The organism is Lysobacter yananisis, assembly GCF_031199375.1.
Taxonomy (GTDB): Bacteria; Pseudomonadota; Gammaproteobacteria; order Xanthomonadales; family Xanthomonadaceae; genus Lysobacter; species Lysobacter yananisis.
The window spans coordinates 3,470,293-3,485,349 of record NZ_CP133568.1 but is presented as its reverse complement, the minus strand read 5'-3'; the positions used below and the strand labels follow the sequence as shown (position 1 = coordinate 3,485,349).

Here is a 15,057-nt window from a genome sequence, read left to right as displayed (position 1 = left end):
GGACAAAGAAAAAGCCCTCGCGAACGAGGGCTTTCTGTGCGGCCGGATCTGCGTCGCGTTTCGCAACTGTCTAGCGCGTACCGCAACGGCGCGTCGTCGCGGTCAGGGAACGTATTCCACCGACTCCGCTTCGCCGGCCTGCGCCTTGACGATCTGGGTGTAGTACGCCGACGCCGAGGCGGTGTCGAGGAAGGCATTCGGCGCCCAGATCATCACGCCCTGGTAGCCGTCGTCCTCGACGTCCTGGGCGATCGAGCGCACCGACGAGGCCGGGCTGAACTGCGGCGAGATGCCGAGGAACAGCGCGTTCTTGCTCATGCCGTAACCCACGTAGGGCGCCAGGTAGCTGACGCTGCCGGCGTAGGTCATCTCGTAGCCTTCGGTCAGGTAGTCGGCCGCGTTCGACGGCGAGCGGAAGTAGCTGGAATCCGACCACAGCGCCTTGGACAGGGTCTTGCCGGCGAACTTGCTGTTGGCGCGGATAGCCTTGAGCACCGAATAGAACGCCTTGGCGTTGCCCGAGCACTGCGAATACTCATCGTCGACGCTGATCCCGTCCAGGCCGTACTTGACCACGTCGGCGACCATCGCGTTGGCGAGCTTGGTCGCCGCGGCCGAACTCATGTTGCACGACCAGCCCGCGTTCTGATGGTTGCCCAGGTAGGAGATCTGCACCTTGATGCCCTGGGCCTGCAGACCGCGCACGATGCTCAGGTTGTCCTTGAGGATCGCGCTCATCTCGGCGTTGTAGTACAGCACCGGCGTGTTCGGCGTGCTGCCGTTGATGTTGGCGGCGAACAGCACCAGGTCGGAAAAGAACGGCTGGCCGGTGCCGCTGACCAGGTACTTGCCTACGTCTTTCACGTCCTGCGGCGAAGGATTGTTCAAGAACACGACATTGCGCGCGCTGGCTTCGCCAACGCCGAAAAACGCCATTAGACCGACCGCAAGAAGCGCAGATTTTCCAAACATTGGCTGATCTCCTCTGGTTTTAGCTGGAAAACGCTATCGATTTGACCGGCGCGCGGGCCGCTTCGAAGTCGTGTCCCTGCGCGTCCAGCCTAGAAACGAACCAAGAGGCGAACATCCCTACGGTCCGCTTCGCCCACGCGCGCCGGCTGCGCGGCGCGACGCGGAGTTATCGCATCCGCGCGCCGCGCTTGCGCGAACGCAGGTCACAGCGTTCGCCTTGCGCGGGCGCGGCGATGCGCGGCGTCGGCGCAACGGGCTGAACGATAAAAACGGCATGCGGCGGATCGAACGCGCGAGCGGATCGGCGCCAACCGCTGCCGATGGCGGGCGCGAGTACGGCGCGCGGCGATGGCGACGAGGTTCGGCGAGGATGTCGCGCAGATCGATTCCAGCGAAGGAGTCGTGCGCTAGCGAACGGTCGCGAAGAGGCCGCGTCCGCCGTGCGCCAACCGACGCCTTAGCCGCGGCGTTCGGCCGGCAGGCCGGCATGCGGCGACGCCGCGGCGCACGCAGCCCAAGTCGAGCGATCCGACCGCGAACGCCGCAATCGCCGGCCCAGCCGCCAGTACGCGGTGAGCGAACGTGAGTCACCGATCGCGTCCGCGACGGCAGGATACGGCGCTCATCCACCCGCAAGGACCGCACCATGAAGACCATGGAAACGATCTGCCTCGCGCTCGCCCTGTCCGTCAGCTTCGGCGCCGGCGCGCAGAGCATCGAGGGCCCGAATACGCCCTGCATCGGCCAGCCCACCGCCTACAAGCTCTGCCTGACCCAGAACTTTCCCTACAACTGGGGCTGGAGCGTCAACAACGGCGCCTCCGTCGTCGACATGGGCACCGACGGCGTCAGCTGTTACCTGGCGACGGTCACGCCCGGCGCGTCCGCGTTCTTCCTGACTTTCAGCCAGAGCAATCCGCCCGGGCTGCCGCAACCGGCCAACATCACCAAGTACGCCGTGCCGCGGCGCTGCAACTGAGCGCGGCAGTCGTCCCGCGGAACCGTCGCGCCGGCGCAGGCCGGCGCGACGGCCCTCCTCAGAACTTGTAGCCGACCGTGAAGCTGTAGCTGCGCCCGAAGATGCTGGCGTAGTCCGGCGAGTCGCCGAGGAAGCTGTTCGGATCGTAGAACGGCAGCCGGTCGAACAGGTTCTTGACGGTGACGCCGACGTTGAGCTTGTCGGTCGGGCGCCAGTTCAGGCTGAGGTTGGCGGTCCACCACGACGGCGCGCCGTCGCATTGCGGCTTGGGCACCGGCAGGTAGCCGGCGGTGCAGGTCTGCTCGTTGTTGTCGACTTCGTCGACGCGCTCGCGCGCCCACTTGCTGCCGCCGACGTAGTTGACGAACACGCTGGTGGTGAACTTCTGGTAGTTCCAGTCGGCGTTGATCGTCGCGCGCAGGCGCGGGTTGTTGTAGTAGCCGACGGTGTCGCCGTAGAACCAGCCGCTTTCGTCGTCGAGGTAGGAGCGGTTGCGGTTGGCAATGGTCGCGGCCAGGCCGATGTTGAGCCCGCCCCACTCGCCCAGCGAGAAGCGGCTGCGCGCGTCGATGTCGAAGCCGTCGATCAGGGTGCGGCCGCGGTTCTTGTACTGGCCGACCACGCTGGCGACGTTGCCGGCGCTGTAGCCCGGCAGCGTGCCCGGACAGGCCACGCCGCTGGCCGGGTCGGCGCACATCGCCGCCAGCGCCGCCACCGCGGCGCGGTCGGAGTCGGTGATCGGCGAACGGCGCAGCTCGGAGATGTCCTGGATCTTGCTGAAATCCGGCGCGGCGATTTCGTTGCGGCGGTAGACGAACCAGTAGTCCGCGGAGACCGACAGCCAGTCCAGCGGCTCGAACACCACGCCCAGGGTGGCGATCTTGGCCTTCTCCGGCTTCAGCTCCTGGTTCGGCTGGGTCATGCGCGCGACGGTGCGGCCGCAGTCGACGTTGAGCAGCGAATTGCCGAGGTCGACGTCGCCGGCGCGGCGCGACTGGCGCAGCAGGTTGGCGATGGCGTTGGTCTCGTTGCAGCGCAGTTCGTCGCGGAAACCGCCGAGCTGGGCGAACACGCCGCCGGTGCCGGCCTCGGCCAGGCTCGGCGCGCGGAAGCCTTCCGAGTAAGTGCCGCGCAGCAGCAGCTGCGGCATGACCTGGTACTTCAGGCCGATCTTCGGCGCGACGTTGGCGCTGAAGTTCGGGTACTTGTCCACGCGCAGCGCGGCGTCGAGTTCGAGCTTGTCGGTCAGCGGCGCCACGGTCTCGGCGAACAGCGCGTAGGTGTTGCGCTTGCCGTCGAACCACGAGCCGCCCTGCTGGGTGATCAGGCCGCGCGCGGCGTCCTCGTTGCCCGGGGTGTAGAAGGTCTCGCGGCTGATGTTGAAGCCGAACGCGGCGCGCATCTCGCCGGCCGGCAATTGCGCCAGCGGGCCTTCGATCTTGCCGTCGAGGGTGTGCAGGCGGGTCCAGGACTGGATGTCGAAAGTCGGATAGGCCTCGCGCAGCAACGCCGCGTTGGCCTCGCTGATCTCGCCGAACTTGTACGCTGGGTGGTCGGAGATGATCACCCGGCCGGTGCCCGGGTCGACGGTGAACGGGCCGAAGGCCTTGCGGAAGCCGTCGAGGTTGACGTTGATGGTCTGGTAGGTGATCGAGTGGCTGCCGGCGGTGGCGAACGCGGTTTCCCAGTTCCAGTCGCCGAGATTGCCGCGCATCCCGGCCACCGCGCGATAGCTCTGGTCGGTGTTGCGCTGGCCGAAGTAGTTCTTGCCGGCGTCCTGCAGCAGGTATTGCAGGCCGACCACGCCGCCCATCATCGCCTTGAGCTCGGGGCTGGCGCGGTTGTACTCGTTGTTCGGGCCCAGGAACGGGTACAGGAACTGGTTGACGTTGGCGCCGGTGTCGCGCGAGAACCAGCTGGTCGGGTTGCCGGTGGTGGTGCTGAAGCTGCGCGGGGTGCCGCCGTTGGCGCGCAGGTCGATGTCGGTGTAGGTCAGTTCGGCGAAGGCCTCGGTGCTCTCGCCGATCAGGAAGTGGGCGTTGACGTAGCCGGTCATGCGCTCGGTCTGCGCGCCGGCGTCGATCTCGTTGTTCATCCAGGTCTGCCAGATGCAACGCGGGCCGGCGGCTTCGCCGGTGAGCACGTTGTTGCAGCCGGGCGCGGCCTCCTGCACGCGCGCGCCGGTGCGCGGATCGAAGGCGAAGTAGGTACCGGGATTGAACTCGCCCGGCTTGCTGCCGGTGCCCAGGCGCAGGTTCTTGATGTAGTTCGGATTGTTGATGTAGTACTGGTTCGGCCGCTTGTCGTAGAAGTCGCTCAGCGGGATCGCGTCGCGACGGTAGAAGTTGAACGAGCCGTAGACGTTGTAGCGGTCGCGGTCGAGGTCGCCGAAGCCGGCGGTAATGCTGGCTTGGTGCTCGCCGTAGGAGTCGATGCGCGAGGACAGGTCGGTGGTCGCGGTGATCTCGGCGCCCTGGTAGTTGCGCTTGGTGATCACGTTGATCACGCCGGCCATCGCGTCGGTGCCGTACACGGCCGAGGCGCCGTCGGTCAGCACTTCCATGCGTTCGATCGCCGCGGCGGGGATCGAGTCGATGTTGACGAACTGGGTCTGGAATCCGGCCGGCGCGCCGTAGTACGACAGACGGCGGCCGTTGAGCAGCACCAGCGTCGCCTGTGCGCCGAGGCCGCGCAGATTGGCCTGCGAGGCGCCGTCGGAACCGGTGAACAGCGAGCGCGAGTCCTGCTGCGCCGGGCGCGCGGCCGGCAGGTTGTCGAGCACCTGCAGCAGCGTGCGCGCGCCCATGTTCTCGATGTCCTGCTTGCTGATCACCTGCACCGGCGAGGCGGTTTCCACGTCCAGGCGGCGGATGTTGGAACCGGTGACCTCCACGCGCGAGAGTTCGGTGGTCTTGCTCTTGCCGTCCGCGCCGTCGCTGCCCTGCTCCTGTGCGGCGGCGATGGACGCGTGGCCGAGCAGCGCGGCGGCGAGCGCCAGCGACAGCGGCGCGACGGGGAAACGCGGGGTGGAACGGTGGGCGCTGTGACGGCGCGGGCGACGGCTGGCGGGCGACATCGGAACTCTCCTGGCAGGATGACTGCGGCGCGAATGGCGGAATGAAGGCAACAGCGATCCCGGGCCGCGGCCATCGGGCCGCAGTCGGTATGGGCGGGGGGAGGAGCGGTGTTGCGTTTGGGTGCTGCGTTGCGGATTCGGAGTTGGGCGCTACCTGTTCGGTGCGGGGCGGACGGCGGGCGGTATGGCGGGACGGTGCGCCGGCTCACGGCGCGAGGATGCTGGCGCTGTCGCCCTCCTGGCCGATCAGCGCGGCGTTGGCCCAGTTCGCGCAGACCTGGGCGGGTTGGCTGCCTTGCGCGCCGAGCGTGCGCAGGCTCAATGCGGACAGGCCGCGGATGTCGAGCTCGGGCTTGACCACGCCCGGCGCCTTGACCAGACCGCTGTCGTAAAGCAGGCGGCCGTCGCCCCAAACCTGGAACTGCAGGCCGCCGGCCGCGCGGCAGGCGTCGTCGACGCCGAGGTCGGCGCGCAGCAGGCGCCATTGGCCCTGCAGCTTCAGATCGATGCGGCTGGCCGGGCCGACGCCGAGGCCGCGGCGGAACAGCAGGCCGTTCATGCGCAGCGGCTGGTCGGCGCCGAACGAGCGATCGGCGCGCACCTGCGCGGCCAGCGCGGGCGGCAGCGGCAGTTCGGACAGATAGCGCTGCTGCTGCGGGCGTTCGGCCTGCGGGTGTTCGAGGATGTGGAAGCTCGCCAGCGCGATCGGGCCGACATCGCGCGGTTGCAGCGCGTCGACCGCGCGCGCGGCGCCGGCCTGCGCCGCGGTGACCATCGGATCGGTCGCGGAAGCGCCGTCGCCCTCGGGGTTCTGCACGCTGAGCACGCGGAAACGCAGCAGGCGGCCGGCGCGCGCCGGGAACTCGATGCGCTGGGTGTCCTGCTTGAGCTGCAAGCGACCGCGCGCGATCGGTTCGCCCCACTCGCCGTTGCTGTCGCCCAGGTAGACCTCGTAGTCGCGGACCTGGCCGTGCTTCCAGTTCTTGTCGTTGCGCGGCGCCAGCTCGATGCCGTCGATCAGCTTGCGTTCGCCGAACCCGATCGTCCATTCGTGCGCGCCGGTGCGCACGGCTTGATTGCGGACGCTGCGGAACCACGTATTCGCGTCGTCGTCGAACGCGTTTTCCAAGGCGTGCCCGGGCTCTTCGGCCGGGCGGTTGACCACCAGCAGGCTGTCGGCCGGCAACGCGCGGCCCAACGCCGGCGCGGCCGGGAAGGCGTCATCGGCGGCCGCGGCGGCGACCGCGATGTCCAGCGCGAACCGCAGCGGCTTGCGGATATCGACGGCAGCGCTGCGCACGTGCACGCTGCCCTTGCGTTCGTTCGGATCGAAGTACCAGCCTTCCGGCGCCGTCTTCAGCGCGGCCGCGTCGGCCAGCTTCGGCAATGCGCGGCCGTCCAGCGTCACCGCGCGCGGCGCCTGCCGGCTGAGCACGCGCAGCGCGTAGCGGCGCTGCGGCAGCTGGCCCTGGTACTGGCCCTGCACCGCGTCGATCGCCACCGCCACCGGGCCGCTGCCGCTCGCCGGCGCGCTCATGCGCACCTGCTGGGTGCTCGACTCGCCCTGTTCGTAACGGCGGGTGTTGCCGTCGTCTTCGTACATCGCGTACTGCGACTCGCCCTGCGGATACAGGTCGAAAGTAATTTCGTCGAGCGGCTTCTCGCCGTCGTAGAGCATCGCCGGGTGCATCGGCACGATCGCGCCGGCGCGCACGAACACCGGCAGCGTCGCCAGTTCGACCGCGCGGTCGAGCTCGCGTCCGGCGGCGCCGACCTGCACGCTGCGCCCGTCCCAGTAGTCGATCCAGCGCCCGGCCGGCAGGTGGATGCCGCGCCGCCAGCCGCGGCTCGCGGCCTGGCTGCGGTACACCGGCGCGACCAGCAGGTCGCGGCCGAGCAGGAACTGGTACTTGTAGGCTTCGTCGCGCGCGTGCGGGTCTTGCGGGTAGTCCCACATCAAACCGCGCACCGGCGGCGCGCCGGTCTGCGCGGCCTCGTGCACCAGGCCGTACATGTACGGCGTCAGCCGCATCTTCAGTTTCAGATAATCGCGGTTGATGCTGCGGTAAGGCTCGTCGAACCACCACGGATGCTTGCGCGCGTTCGACGACCAGCCCGACATGCCCATCAGCACCGGGGTGAACGCCTTCCACTGCAGGTCGCGGGTGTAGGTCTCGGCGCTGCCGCCGAAGATCGCGTCGACATCGCCGGTGGCGTAGGCCATGCCCGACAGGCCCGAGCCGACCAGGGTCGGCACGTGCCAGCGGATGTAGTCCCAGCTCGCGCTCTGGTCGCCGGTCCAGGCCACCGCATAGCGCTGGATGCCGGCCCAGCCCATCACCGTCCACAGGAACGGGCGCGATTCGGAATTCTTCAGGATCCCGTCGAACGCCGACTGATTGGCGTCGAGCGCGAACTGGTAGCCCTTGCCGGTCCAGGCCACGTCGAGCTTCTGCACCCGGCTGCCGGCGGTGCCGACTTCCCAGGCGATCTTGTCGACCCCGTTCTCGGTCCACAGGCCGGTACGGAAGCCGTATTTCGCCAGCCCTTTCACCGTTTCGGGCAGTTGCTTGTAGCCGCAGCCGTAACCGTCGTTCGGCAGGATCCAGCCGCCTGGCATGTCGTGTTCGCGGTACTGGCGCGCCACGCTCTCGACCACGTCGGGCGTGGCGCCGGTGGGGCCGTCGTGCCAGCCTTCGGGCACGGTGCCGGGCTTCTTGCCGTTGTCGCCGTCGTTGTAGCAATCGGCGTCGCCGTACGACAGCGCCCAGCGCGGCAGCAGCACCGGGCGGCCGGTCAGGCGGGTGTAGCGTTCGAGCAGGCGCGGCAGTTCGCCGACGAAGTAGTAGGCGTCGAATCGGTCCTCGCGGTGCAGCAAGGTGACCTGGTCGCCCTGGCGCAGGTCGTAGCTGCCGTCGCTCCAGGTGTTGCGCAACATGCCCCAGCCGCGCGAGCTCAGCAGCATCGGCGCCGGGCTGGGGCGGTCGCCCTCTTCCCAGCCGCCGGAGTACGAGACTTCCACTTCGCGGCCCTTGAACTGATAGCGGCCGTTCTGCTGGCCGCCGCCGTAGAAGGCTTCGTCGGGTTGCGAGGACAGCACCTGCACGCTCTGGCTGGCGTCCAGGTCCAGCGGCTGCAGTTCCTGCCACAGCGGCTCGCGGCGCTCGCCGTCGATGCGCTCCAGGCTCAGCTTCAACGGCTGGCGCTGCACGTGCAGGACCAGCGCGCCGGTGCGCACGCGCACCTCGGCGGCATCTTCTTCCAGCGCGGCCTCGACCCGGGCCGCCGGCTGCGCCAGCACGATCGGCGCGGCCTTGTCGCCGGCGCCGCTGAGCTTGCCGCCGCGCCCGGCCTGGACCCGCACGATGTCGTCGGCCAGCACCTCGATGCGCAGCACGCTGCCGCTGTCGGTGCTCAGCTCCCAGTTCGGCGTCGCGCCGGCGCCGGCGCGCACCGCGCGCAGGTTGCCGACCGGCTCGGCCGACGCCGGCAGCGCGCCGGCGCACAGCGCGGCGAGGATCGCGATGCGCAACGGCGCGCCCGGACGGGACGCACCGGCCGAGACCGCGCTGGGAGAAAGCGCGCTCGACGATCGCGGACGACGCACACGGAATTCCACCTTGCCCCCAAGGCCCGTTCGACGGGCATTCCGAAAATCAGACGACCAACAGCGGTTGCGGCCGACTCTAGGGCAGGGTTTCGAAAGCTGTCAATAAATTGAAAGCAAAAAGGAAGAATTTCTCATCCAAAACGAAAGTTTGTGCAATGCAATACTTTCTAAACATCGTGAAAACGCCTGTTAAGCGCGTAACGAAAGCGCGACTCCATCGATCTTTCGCTTTGTCTTCACGGCATCGCAGGCCAGGCCCATCCGGCCAATTTCTTTTGTTTTACTTTCGATATTTGACTTTCCGAAAGAAAGCGCTGATCGTGCCGTCGCTCAACAGGAATCATCCATGGACGTCACTCCGCTTTCCGACTCGTCCGCCTGGCAGCGCCTGGGCGGAGCCGACACCGCCGCCGAAATCGCCCAGCAGCCGGCGCTGTGGGAACAACTGGCCGCCGATCTGGCGCAGGCGCGCGAACGCGTGCAGGCCTTCCTCGGCGACCGCCTCGACGATCCGCGCCAGCGCGTGCTGTTCACCGGCGCCGGCAGTTCCGGCTTCATCGCCGACATGGTCGCCGACCGCATCAACGCGCAGTGGCCGGCCGACGTGCGCGCCGTGCACACCACCAGCCTGCTCACCCATCCGGCGCTGTACCTGCAGCGCGACCGCCCGACCCTGCTGGTGTCGTTCGGCCGCAGCGGCTCCAGCCCGGAGAGCGTGGCCGCGGTCGAACTGCTGCGCGCGCAGGTCGACGACGCGCGCTTCCTCGACATCACCTGCAACGCCGACGGCGAACTGGCGCGCCGCGGCCAGGGCCGCGAGGATACCTGCACCCTGCTGATGCCGGCCGCCAGCTGCGACCGCGCGTTCGCCATGACCAGCAGCCTGAGCTGCATGCTGCTGGCGGCGCTGTGCGTGTTCGACGCAGAGCCGTGGCAACAGCGCCTGGAGCATCTGCGCCAGGCCGCCGCGCTGGCGCGCGAAGGCCTCGCCCAATGGAGCCAGGCCGCCGGCGCACTGGCGCAGCGGCCGTTCCAGCGCGTGATCTACCTCGCCAGCGGTCCGCTGGAAGCGCTGGCGCGCGAAGCCGCGCTGAAAGTGCTCGAACTCACCGCCGGGCAGGTGCTGGCCCTGGCCAACACCCCGCTGGGTTTCCGCCACGGCCCCAAGTCGACCCTCGACGGCGCTACCCTGGTGGTGATGATGCGCAGCAACCACGCGCTGGCGCGCCGCTACGAGCAAGACCTGCTGGACGAACTGCGCCGCGACGGCGTGGCCGCGCAGGTGCTGGCGATCGGCCCGCATTCGGACATCGGCGGCGGCGACGACTACAGCCTGCGCGTGCCGCCGCTGGACGACGGCACGCTGGCAGACGGCACACTGGCGGACAGCTGGCTGGCGCCGGTGTGGCTGACCTTCGCCCAGGTGTTCGCGCTGCAGCGCTCGGCCGCGCTCGGCCTGACCCCGGACAATCCGTTCCCCGACGGCACCGTCAACCGCGTGGTCAAGGGCGTCACCATCCACCAGGGCTGAGAGCCTCATGTCTGAACCCGCACGCGCCGCGGTCGGCTACGGCATCGACATCGGCGGCACCAAGATCGAACTGGTCGCCTGCGATGCCGCATTGCAGGTGCTGCACCGCCGCCGCATCGCCACCCCGCAGGGCGATTACGACGGCTTCCTGAGCGCGTTGGAAACGCTGGTGAGCGATGCCGACGCCCAACTCGCCGGCGCCGCGCGGTTCCAGGCCGACGTCGCGGTCGGCATCGCCCTGCCCGGCGTGCGCGACCGCCGCAGCGGCCTGCAGCTCAGCGCCAACGTGCCGGCGCTGACCGGCCGCAACGTCGCCGCCGATTTGCAGACGCGCCTGCGTAGGCCGCTGCGTTTCGGCAACGACCTGCAGTGCTTCGCCCTGTCCGAAGCGCACGGCGGCGCCGCCGACGGCTATCCGAGCATGTTCGGCGCGATCCTCGGCACCGGCGCTGGCGGCGGCTATTGTCTGCACGGCCGGCTGGTGTCCGGCTTCAACGGCATCGCCGGCGAATGGGGCCACTGGAGCGTGCCGGCGCAGCTGCTGCAGCGCCACAATCTGCCGCTGCTGGACTGCGCCTGCGGCCTGCGCGGCTGCCTGGAGCGCTATGTCTCCGGCAGCGGGCTGGTCGCGCTGTATCGCCATTTCGGCGCCGATGCCGCCGACGCCAGCGCGGTGTTCGCCGACGCCGACGCCGGCGATGCGCGCGCCGAAGAAGCGCGCGCCGTCCACCTCGACCTGCTCGGCCACGGCCTGGCCATGCTGGTGCTGGCGCTGGACCCGCACGTGATCGTGCTCGGCGGCGGCCTGTCGCAGCATGCGCCGCTGTACGCCGCGCTGCCGGCCGCGGTCGCCGCGCACCTGTTCAAGGGCGTGCAGGTGCCACCGATCGTGCCGCCGCGCTTCGGCGACGCCGGCGGCGCGCGCGGCGCGGCCTTGCTCGCCTTGTCCTGAACACGCTTCGTTCTGCCCGCTTCGTTCTACCCGCTTCGTCCAGCCTGTTTCGTCCAGTCTGTTTCGCAAAACTCCGGAGTCCGCCATGTCGATGCCGCCCGTGGAATCGCTGATCGCCATCCATCGCCAGGGCCACAACGTCGGCCTGTACAGCGTGTGCTGCAGCAACGAACTGGTGCTGCGCGCGGCGATGGACGTGGCCCGCCGCCACGACACCGTGCTGTTGATCGAGGCCACCTCCAACCAGGTCGACCAGTTCGGCGGCTACACCGGCATGACCCCGTCGCAGTACCGCGACTACGTGCTGGCCCTGGCACGCGACGAGAACTTCCCGGCGCAGCGGCTGGTGCTCGGCGGCGATCATCTCGGCCCCAACGCGTGGCAGAAGCGCCCGGCCGAGGAAGCGATGGCGAACGCGCGCACGCTGATCGAGGCCTACGTCGCCGCCGGTTTCCACAAGATCCACCTCGACTGCAGCATGTCCTGCGCCGACGACCCGACTCCGCTGCCCGACGCGACCGTCGCCGCGCGCTCGGCCGAGCTGGCGCGCATCGCCGAACGCACCGCCGCCGCGCACGGACTGCCGCCGCCGGTGTACGTGATCGGCACCGAAGTGCCGGTGCCCGGCGGCGAAGCCTCGCTGGCCGGCGGCCTGCAGGTGACCACGCCGCAGGCGGCCGAGCAGACCCTGGCGATCCACCGCGAGGCCTTCGCCGCGCCCGACCTGATCGCGGCCTGGGACCGGGTGATCGCGATGGTGGTGCAGCCGGGCGTGGACTTCGACCACAGCAGCGTGCACGACTACGATCCGGACGCGGCCCGCGCCCTGGCCGATTTCCTCGAGCGCCAGCCGCGCATCGTGTTCGAGGCGCATTCCACCGATTACCAGCGCGAGGACGGCCTGCACGCGCTGGTGCGCGACCATTTCGCGATCCTCAAGGTCGGCCCGGCGGCGACCTTCGCCTATCGCGAGGCGCTGTTCGCGCTGGCGGCGATCGAGGCCGAACTGCTGCCGCCGGCGCAACGCTCGGACCTGCCGCAGGTGCTGGAGCGCTGCATGCTCGAACACCCGCGGCACTGGCAGCAGCACTACCACGGCGACGACGACGAACTGCGCCTGCTGCGCGCCTACGCGCTCAGCGACCGCTGCCGCTACTACTGGGGCGAGCCGGCCCTGGTCGCGGCGGTGCAGCGCCTGTTCGACAACCTGCGCGCGCACGCGCCGCCGCTGTTCCTGCTCAGCCAATACCTGCCCGAGCAGTACCGCGCGGTGCGCGCCGGCGCGCTGGCCAACCGGCCCGAGGCCCTGGTCCGGCACCGCATCGGCCTGTGCCTGGGCGAGTACGCGCGCGCCTGCTCGGCGAACGTGGCAGGACCGCGCGCGGCCGATGGGCGCGCGGCGGCCGCGGCGAACGGCTAATCTTCTGTTTTCCCCGCGGACCCGACGATGGCCACGCGCAATACCCGCTCCCGCCGGCAGCAGATCCTGCAGTGCCTGATCGAGCAAGGCTCGGTCCAGGTCGCCGAACTGGTCGAGCGCTTCGAGGTCTCGGCGGTGACCATCCGCGCCGACCTCAGCCACATCGAATCGCAGGGCCTGGCTACCCGCACCCACGGCGGCGCCACCTTGGTGCGCACGCCGCCGCAGGAGCAGGACATCCATGAGAAGGACGCGCTGAACCTGCCGCTGAAGGAGCGCATCGGCGCGCGCGCCGCGCAACTGGTGCAGGCCGGCGACAACATCATCATCGACTCGGGTTCCACCACCATGACCCTGGCCCGCCACCTGCGCGGCCATCGCGACGTCACGGTGATGACCAACGGCCTCAACATCGCCTGGGAACTGGCCAACGCGCCCGGCGTCGACGTGCTGCTCAGCGGCGGCCTGCTGCGCAAGCAGTCGCTGTCGCTGCAGGGCAGCCAGGCCGAGGCCAGCCTCAACGCCTACAGCTTCGACACCCTGTTCCTGGGCGTGGACGGCCTGGACCTGCAGTTCGGCCTGACCACCCACGACGAGGCCGAAGCCCGCCTCAACCACCGCATGGTCGAACACGCGCGGCGGATCGTGGTGCTGACCGACGCCTCCAAGTTCGGCCGGGTCAGCCTGCATCGCATCGCCCGCCTCGACCAGATCCACGCCATCATCACCGATCCCGGCATCGACGAGCGCTACCGCGAGGGGCTGCTGCGGCTGGGCATCGAAGTGATCATCGCCGAGCCGCTGCCATGACCGAACTTCGCACCCTGCAAGGCCGCATCCTCACGCCGGCCGGCTGGCGCCGCGGGCGCATCGGCTTCGACAGCCACGTGCGCAGCATCGAGGACAACGGCGGCGCCGACCGCGGCGACGACGAACGCATCGTGCTGCCGGGCTTCATCGACCTGCACGTGCACGGCGCCGCCGGCGTCGACCTGATGCAAGGCTTTGATGTCGCGCGCACCATCGCCCGCGCCCATGTCCGCTACGGCACCACCGCCCTGCTCGGCACCACCATGACCGCGGCCGAGGACGACATCGTCCACGCCCTGCGCGGACTCGCCACGGCGATGGCCGCGCCGGATCCGGACGCGGCGCAAATCCTCGGCGTGCACCTGGAAGGCCCCTTCATCAGCCCGCACCGGCTCGGCGCGCAGCCGCCGCTGACGGTCGAGGCCACGCTCGACTCGGTGCGGCGCCTGCATGCGCTGGCGCCGATCCGGGTGCTGACCCTGGCGCCGGAGATCGGCCGCCACACCGAACTGATCCCGGCCTTGTGCGCGCTCGGCATCCGCGTGCAGGTCGGCCACAGCGCCGGCACCTACGAGGAAGGCCTGGCCGCGCTGCGCGCCGGCGCGTCCGGCTTCACCCATCTGTTCAACGGCATGACCGGCGTGGACCACTACACGCCCGGCATCGCCGCGGCCGCACTCGCCCACGCCGAATACGCCGAACTGATTCCCGACCTGCAGCACGTGCATCCCGGCGCGATCCGCCTGGCCCTGCGCGCAATCCCGCGCCTGTACGCGGTCACCGACGCCACCGCCGCGACCGGCATGCCCGACGGCGAATACGCGCTGGGCTCGCAGCGCGTGCACAAGTGCCTCGGCTGCGTGCGCCTGGCCAGCGGCTCGCTGGCCGGCAGCGCGCTGACCATGGACCAGGCGCTGCGCAACCTGGTCGAAGTCGGGCTCGACTTGGCCGACGCCTCCGATCGCGTCTCCGCCTTCCCGGCGCAGTACCTCGGCCTGCCCGACCGCGGCCGGCTCGAACCGGGCGCGCGCGCCGACCTGGTGGTGCTGGACGCGCAGCTGCGCGTGGTCGAGGTGCATGTGGCCGGACGGGCGATCGCGCTGTCCTGAGCCGCGCTGCAACGCCGCTTCCTGCTTGATCGCAACCGCGCGCAGCGACCGGCCCGCGCACCTGCGGCCTGCGCGCATCCGCGCGGAAGCGCCGCCGCCGGCTCCGTTCGTACGCCCCGCGCGCGCGTCCATCCGAAACCCCGGCCGCGCCTGTCCGCGGCCGCGCCGCATTGCGTTCGACTTGGATGCGCGCGCACCGGCGTCCGCGCCGCTGCGCCGCCGCGGCAGCGACCGCGCTGCCCGACCATCGCCACATGCACACAGGAGCATCCATGAAGAAGTCATTGACGACCGTGTTGCCCGCGTCTCTCGCCACCGTCCTGCTCGGCCTGGCCCTGGCCGGCGCCGCCGTCGCCGCGCCGCCGGGCGGCATCGGCACCCAGCCGCAGCCGCCGCAGCCCTTCGGCACCTGGCAGGCGAAGGTGAAGTACCTGTCTCCGCACACCGCGCCCGACGGCCGCCGCCTGACCTGGAAGTACGCCGACATCGTCGCCTCGACCCAGGAGTACTGCGACGCGCAGTTGCAGAGCTGGATGTCCGGCGGCAACGCCAGCGTTGTCGAGTACTGCCACTTCGTGACGGCCGGCGGTTGATCGCA

10 protein-coding genes are annotated in these 15,057 nt (G+C 69.8%); 7 read left to right on the top strand and 3 right to left on the bottom strand.

All coding sequences use genetic code 11. The annotated features are described in order from the left end of the window. Positions 1 to 102 precede the first annotated feature (102 nt). Complete coding sequence (locus tag RDV84_RS14540) at positions 103 to 888, bottom strand: glycoside hydrolase family 18 protein (RefSeq protein ID WP_158229961.1); 786 nt, start codon at positions 886 to 888, stop codon at positions 103 to 105. Between the two features lie 730 nt (positions 889 to 1,618). Here RDV84_RS14540 and RDV84_RS14535 point away from each other — a divergent pair. Continuing rightward, entirely contained in the window at positions 1,619 to 1,951 is a 333-nt protein-coding gene (locus RDV84_RS14535; protein WP_250449521.1) for a hypothetical protein, read from the top strand. 58 nt (positions 1,952 to 2,009) lie between these two features. Here RDV84_RS14535 and RDV84_RS14530 read toward each other — a convergent pair whose 3' ends face one another. Together RDV84_RS14530 and RDV84_RS14525 are read right to left on the bottom strand one after the other, a co-directional pair. Further along, positions 2,010 to 5,027: a TonB-dependent receptor domain-containing protein gene (locus RDV84_RS14530; RefSeq protein ID WP_425606260.1), complete on the bottom strand. Its 3,018-nt coding sequence runs from the start codon at positions 5,025 to 5,027 to the stop codon at positions 2,010 to 2,012. A 205-nt stretch (positions 5,028 to 5,232) separates the two neighbouring features. After that, positions 5,233 to 8,559 (bottom strand): TIM-barrel domain-containing protein, encoded by a 3,327-nt coding sequence (locus RDV84_RS14525; RefSeq protein WP_309150751.1) that lies wholly within the window; start codon positions 8,557 to 8,559, stop codon positions 5,233 to 5,235. Positions 8,560 to 8,983: 424 nt separating this feature from the next. On the opposite strand from RDV84_RS14525, the gene RDV84_RS14520 reads away from it, so the two are divergent. The 6 genes from RDV84_RS14520 (at position 8,984) to RDV84_RS14495 (ending at position 15,052) form a co-directional block, all read left to right on the top strand. Beyond that, on the top strand, positions 8,984 to 10,168 hold the full coding sequence (locus RDV84_RS14520) for an SIS domain-containing protein (protein WP_309150750.1): 1,185 nt from the start codon (positions 8,984 to 8,986) through the stop codon (positions 10,166 to 10,168). A gap of 7 nt (positions 10,169 to 10,175) precedes the next feature. Beyond that, positions 10,176 to 11,120, top strand: a complete 945-nt coding sequence (locus RDV84_RS14515; RefSeq protein WP_309150749.1) for an ROK family protein — start codon at positions 10,176 to 10,178, stop codon at positions 11,118 to 11,120. 91 nt (positions 11,121 to 11,211) lie between these two features. Beyond that, entirely contained in the window at positions 11,212 to 12,540 is a 1,329-nt protein-coding gene (locus RDV84_RS14510; protein WP_309153735.1) for a D-tagatose-bisphosphate aldolase, class II, non-catalytic subunit, read from the top strand. Positions 12,541 to 12,567: 27 nt separating this feature from the next. Beyond that, entirely contained in the window at positions 12,568 to 13,350 is a 783-nt protein-coding gene (locus RDV84_RS14505; protein ID WP_057948449.1) for a DeoR family transcriptional regulator, read from the top strand. Continuing rightward, on the top strand, positions 13,347 to 14,459 hold the full coding sequence (nagA, locus tag RDV84_RS14500; RefSeq protein WP_309150748.1) for an N-acetylglucosamine-6-phosphate deacetylase: 1,113 nt from the start codon (positions 13,347 to 13,349) through the stop codon (positions 14,457 to 14,459). The genes RDV84_RS14505 and nagA overlap by 4 nt, the downstream gene beginning before the upstream one ends. A 272-nt stretch (positions 14,460 to 14,731) precedes the next feature. Then, entirely contained in the window at positions 14,732 to 15,052 is a 321-nt protein-coding gene (locus RDV84_RS14495) for a hypothetical protein (protein ID WP_057948451.1), read from the top strand. Positions 15,053 to 15,057: the final 5 nt, after the last annotated feature.

What these genes read in the sequence shown, in the direction of transcription:
- RDV84_RS14535 (WP_250449521.1), top strand. Translation starts at nt 1,619, where the DNA reads ATGAAGACCATGGAAACGATCTGCCTCGCGCTCGCCCTGTCCGTCAGC.
- RDV84_RS14530 (WP_425606260.1), bottom strand. Translation starts at nt 5,027, where the DNA reads ATGTCGCCCGCCAGCCGTCGCCCGCGCCGTCACAGCGCCCACCGTTCC.
- RDV84_RS14520 (WP_309150750.1), top strand. Translation starts at nt 8,984, where the DNA reads ATGGACGTCACTCCGCTTTCCGACTCGTCCGCCTGGCAGCGCCTGGGC.
- RDV84_RS14515 (WP_309150749.1), top strand. Translation starts at nt 10,176, where the DNA reads ATGTCTGAACCCGCACGCGCCGCGGTCGGCTACGGCATCGACATCGGC.
- RDV84_RS14510 (WP_309153735.1), top strand. Translation starts at nt 11,212, where the DNA reads ATGCCGCCCGTGGAATCGCTGATCGCCATCCATCGCCAGGGCCACAAC.
- RDV84_RS14505 (WP_057948449.1), top strand. Translation starts at nt 12,568, where the DNA reads ATGGCCACGCGCAATACCCGCTCCCGCCGGCAGCAGATCCTGCAGTGC.
- nagA (WP_309150748.1), top strand. Translation starts at nt 13,347, where the DNA reads ATGACCGAACTTCGCACCCTGCAAGGCCGCATCCTCACGCCGGCCGGC.
- RDV84_RS14495 (WP_057948451.1), top strand. Translation starts at nt 14,732, where the DNA reads ATGAAGAAGTCATTGACGACCGTGTTGCCCGCGTCTCTCGCCACCGTC.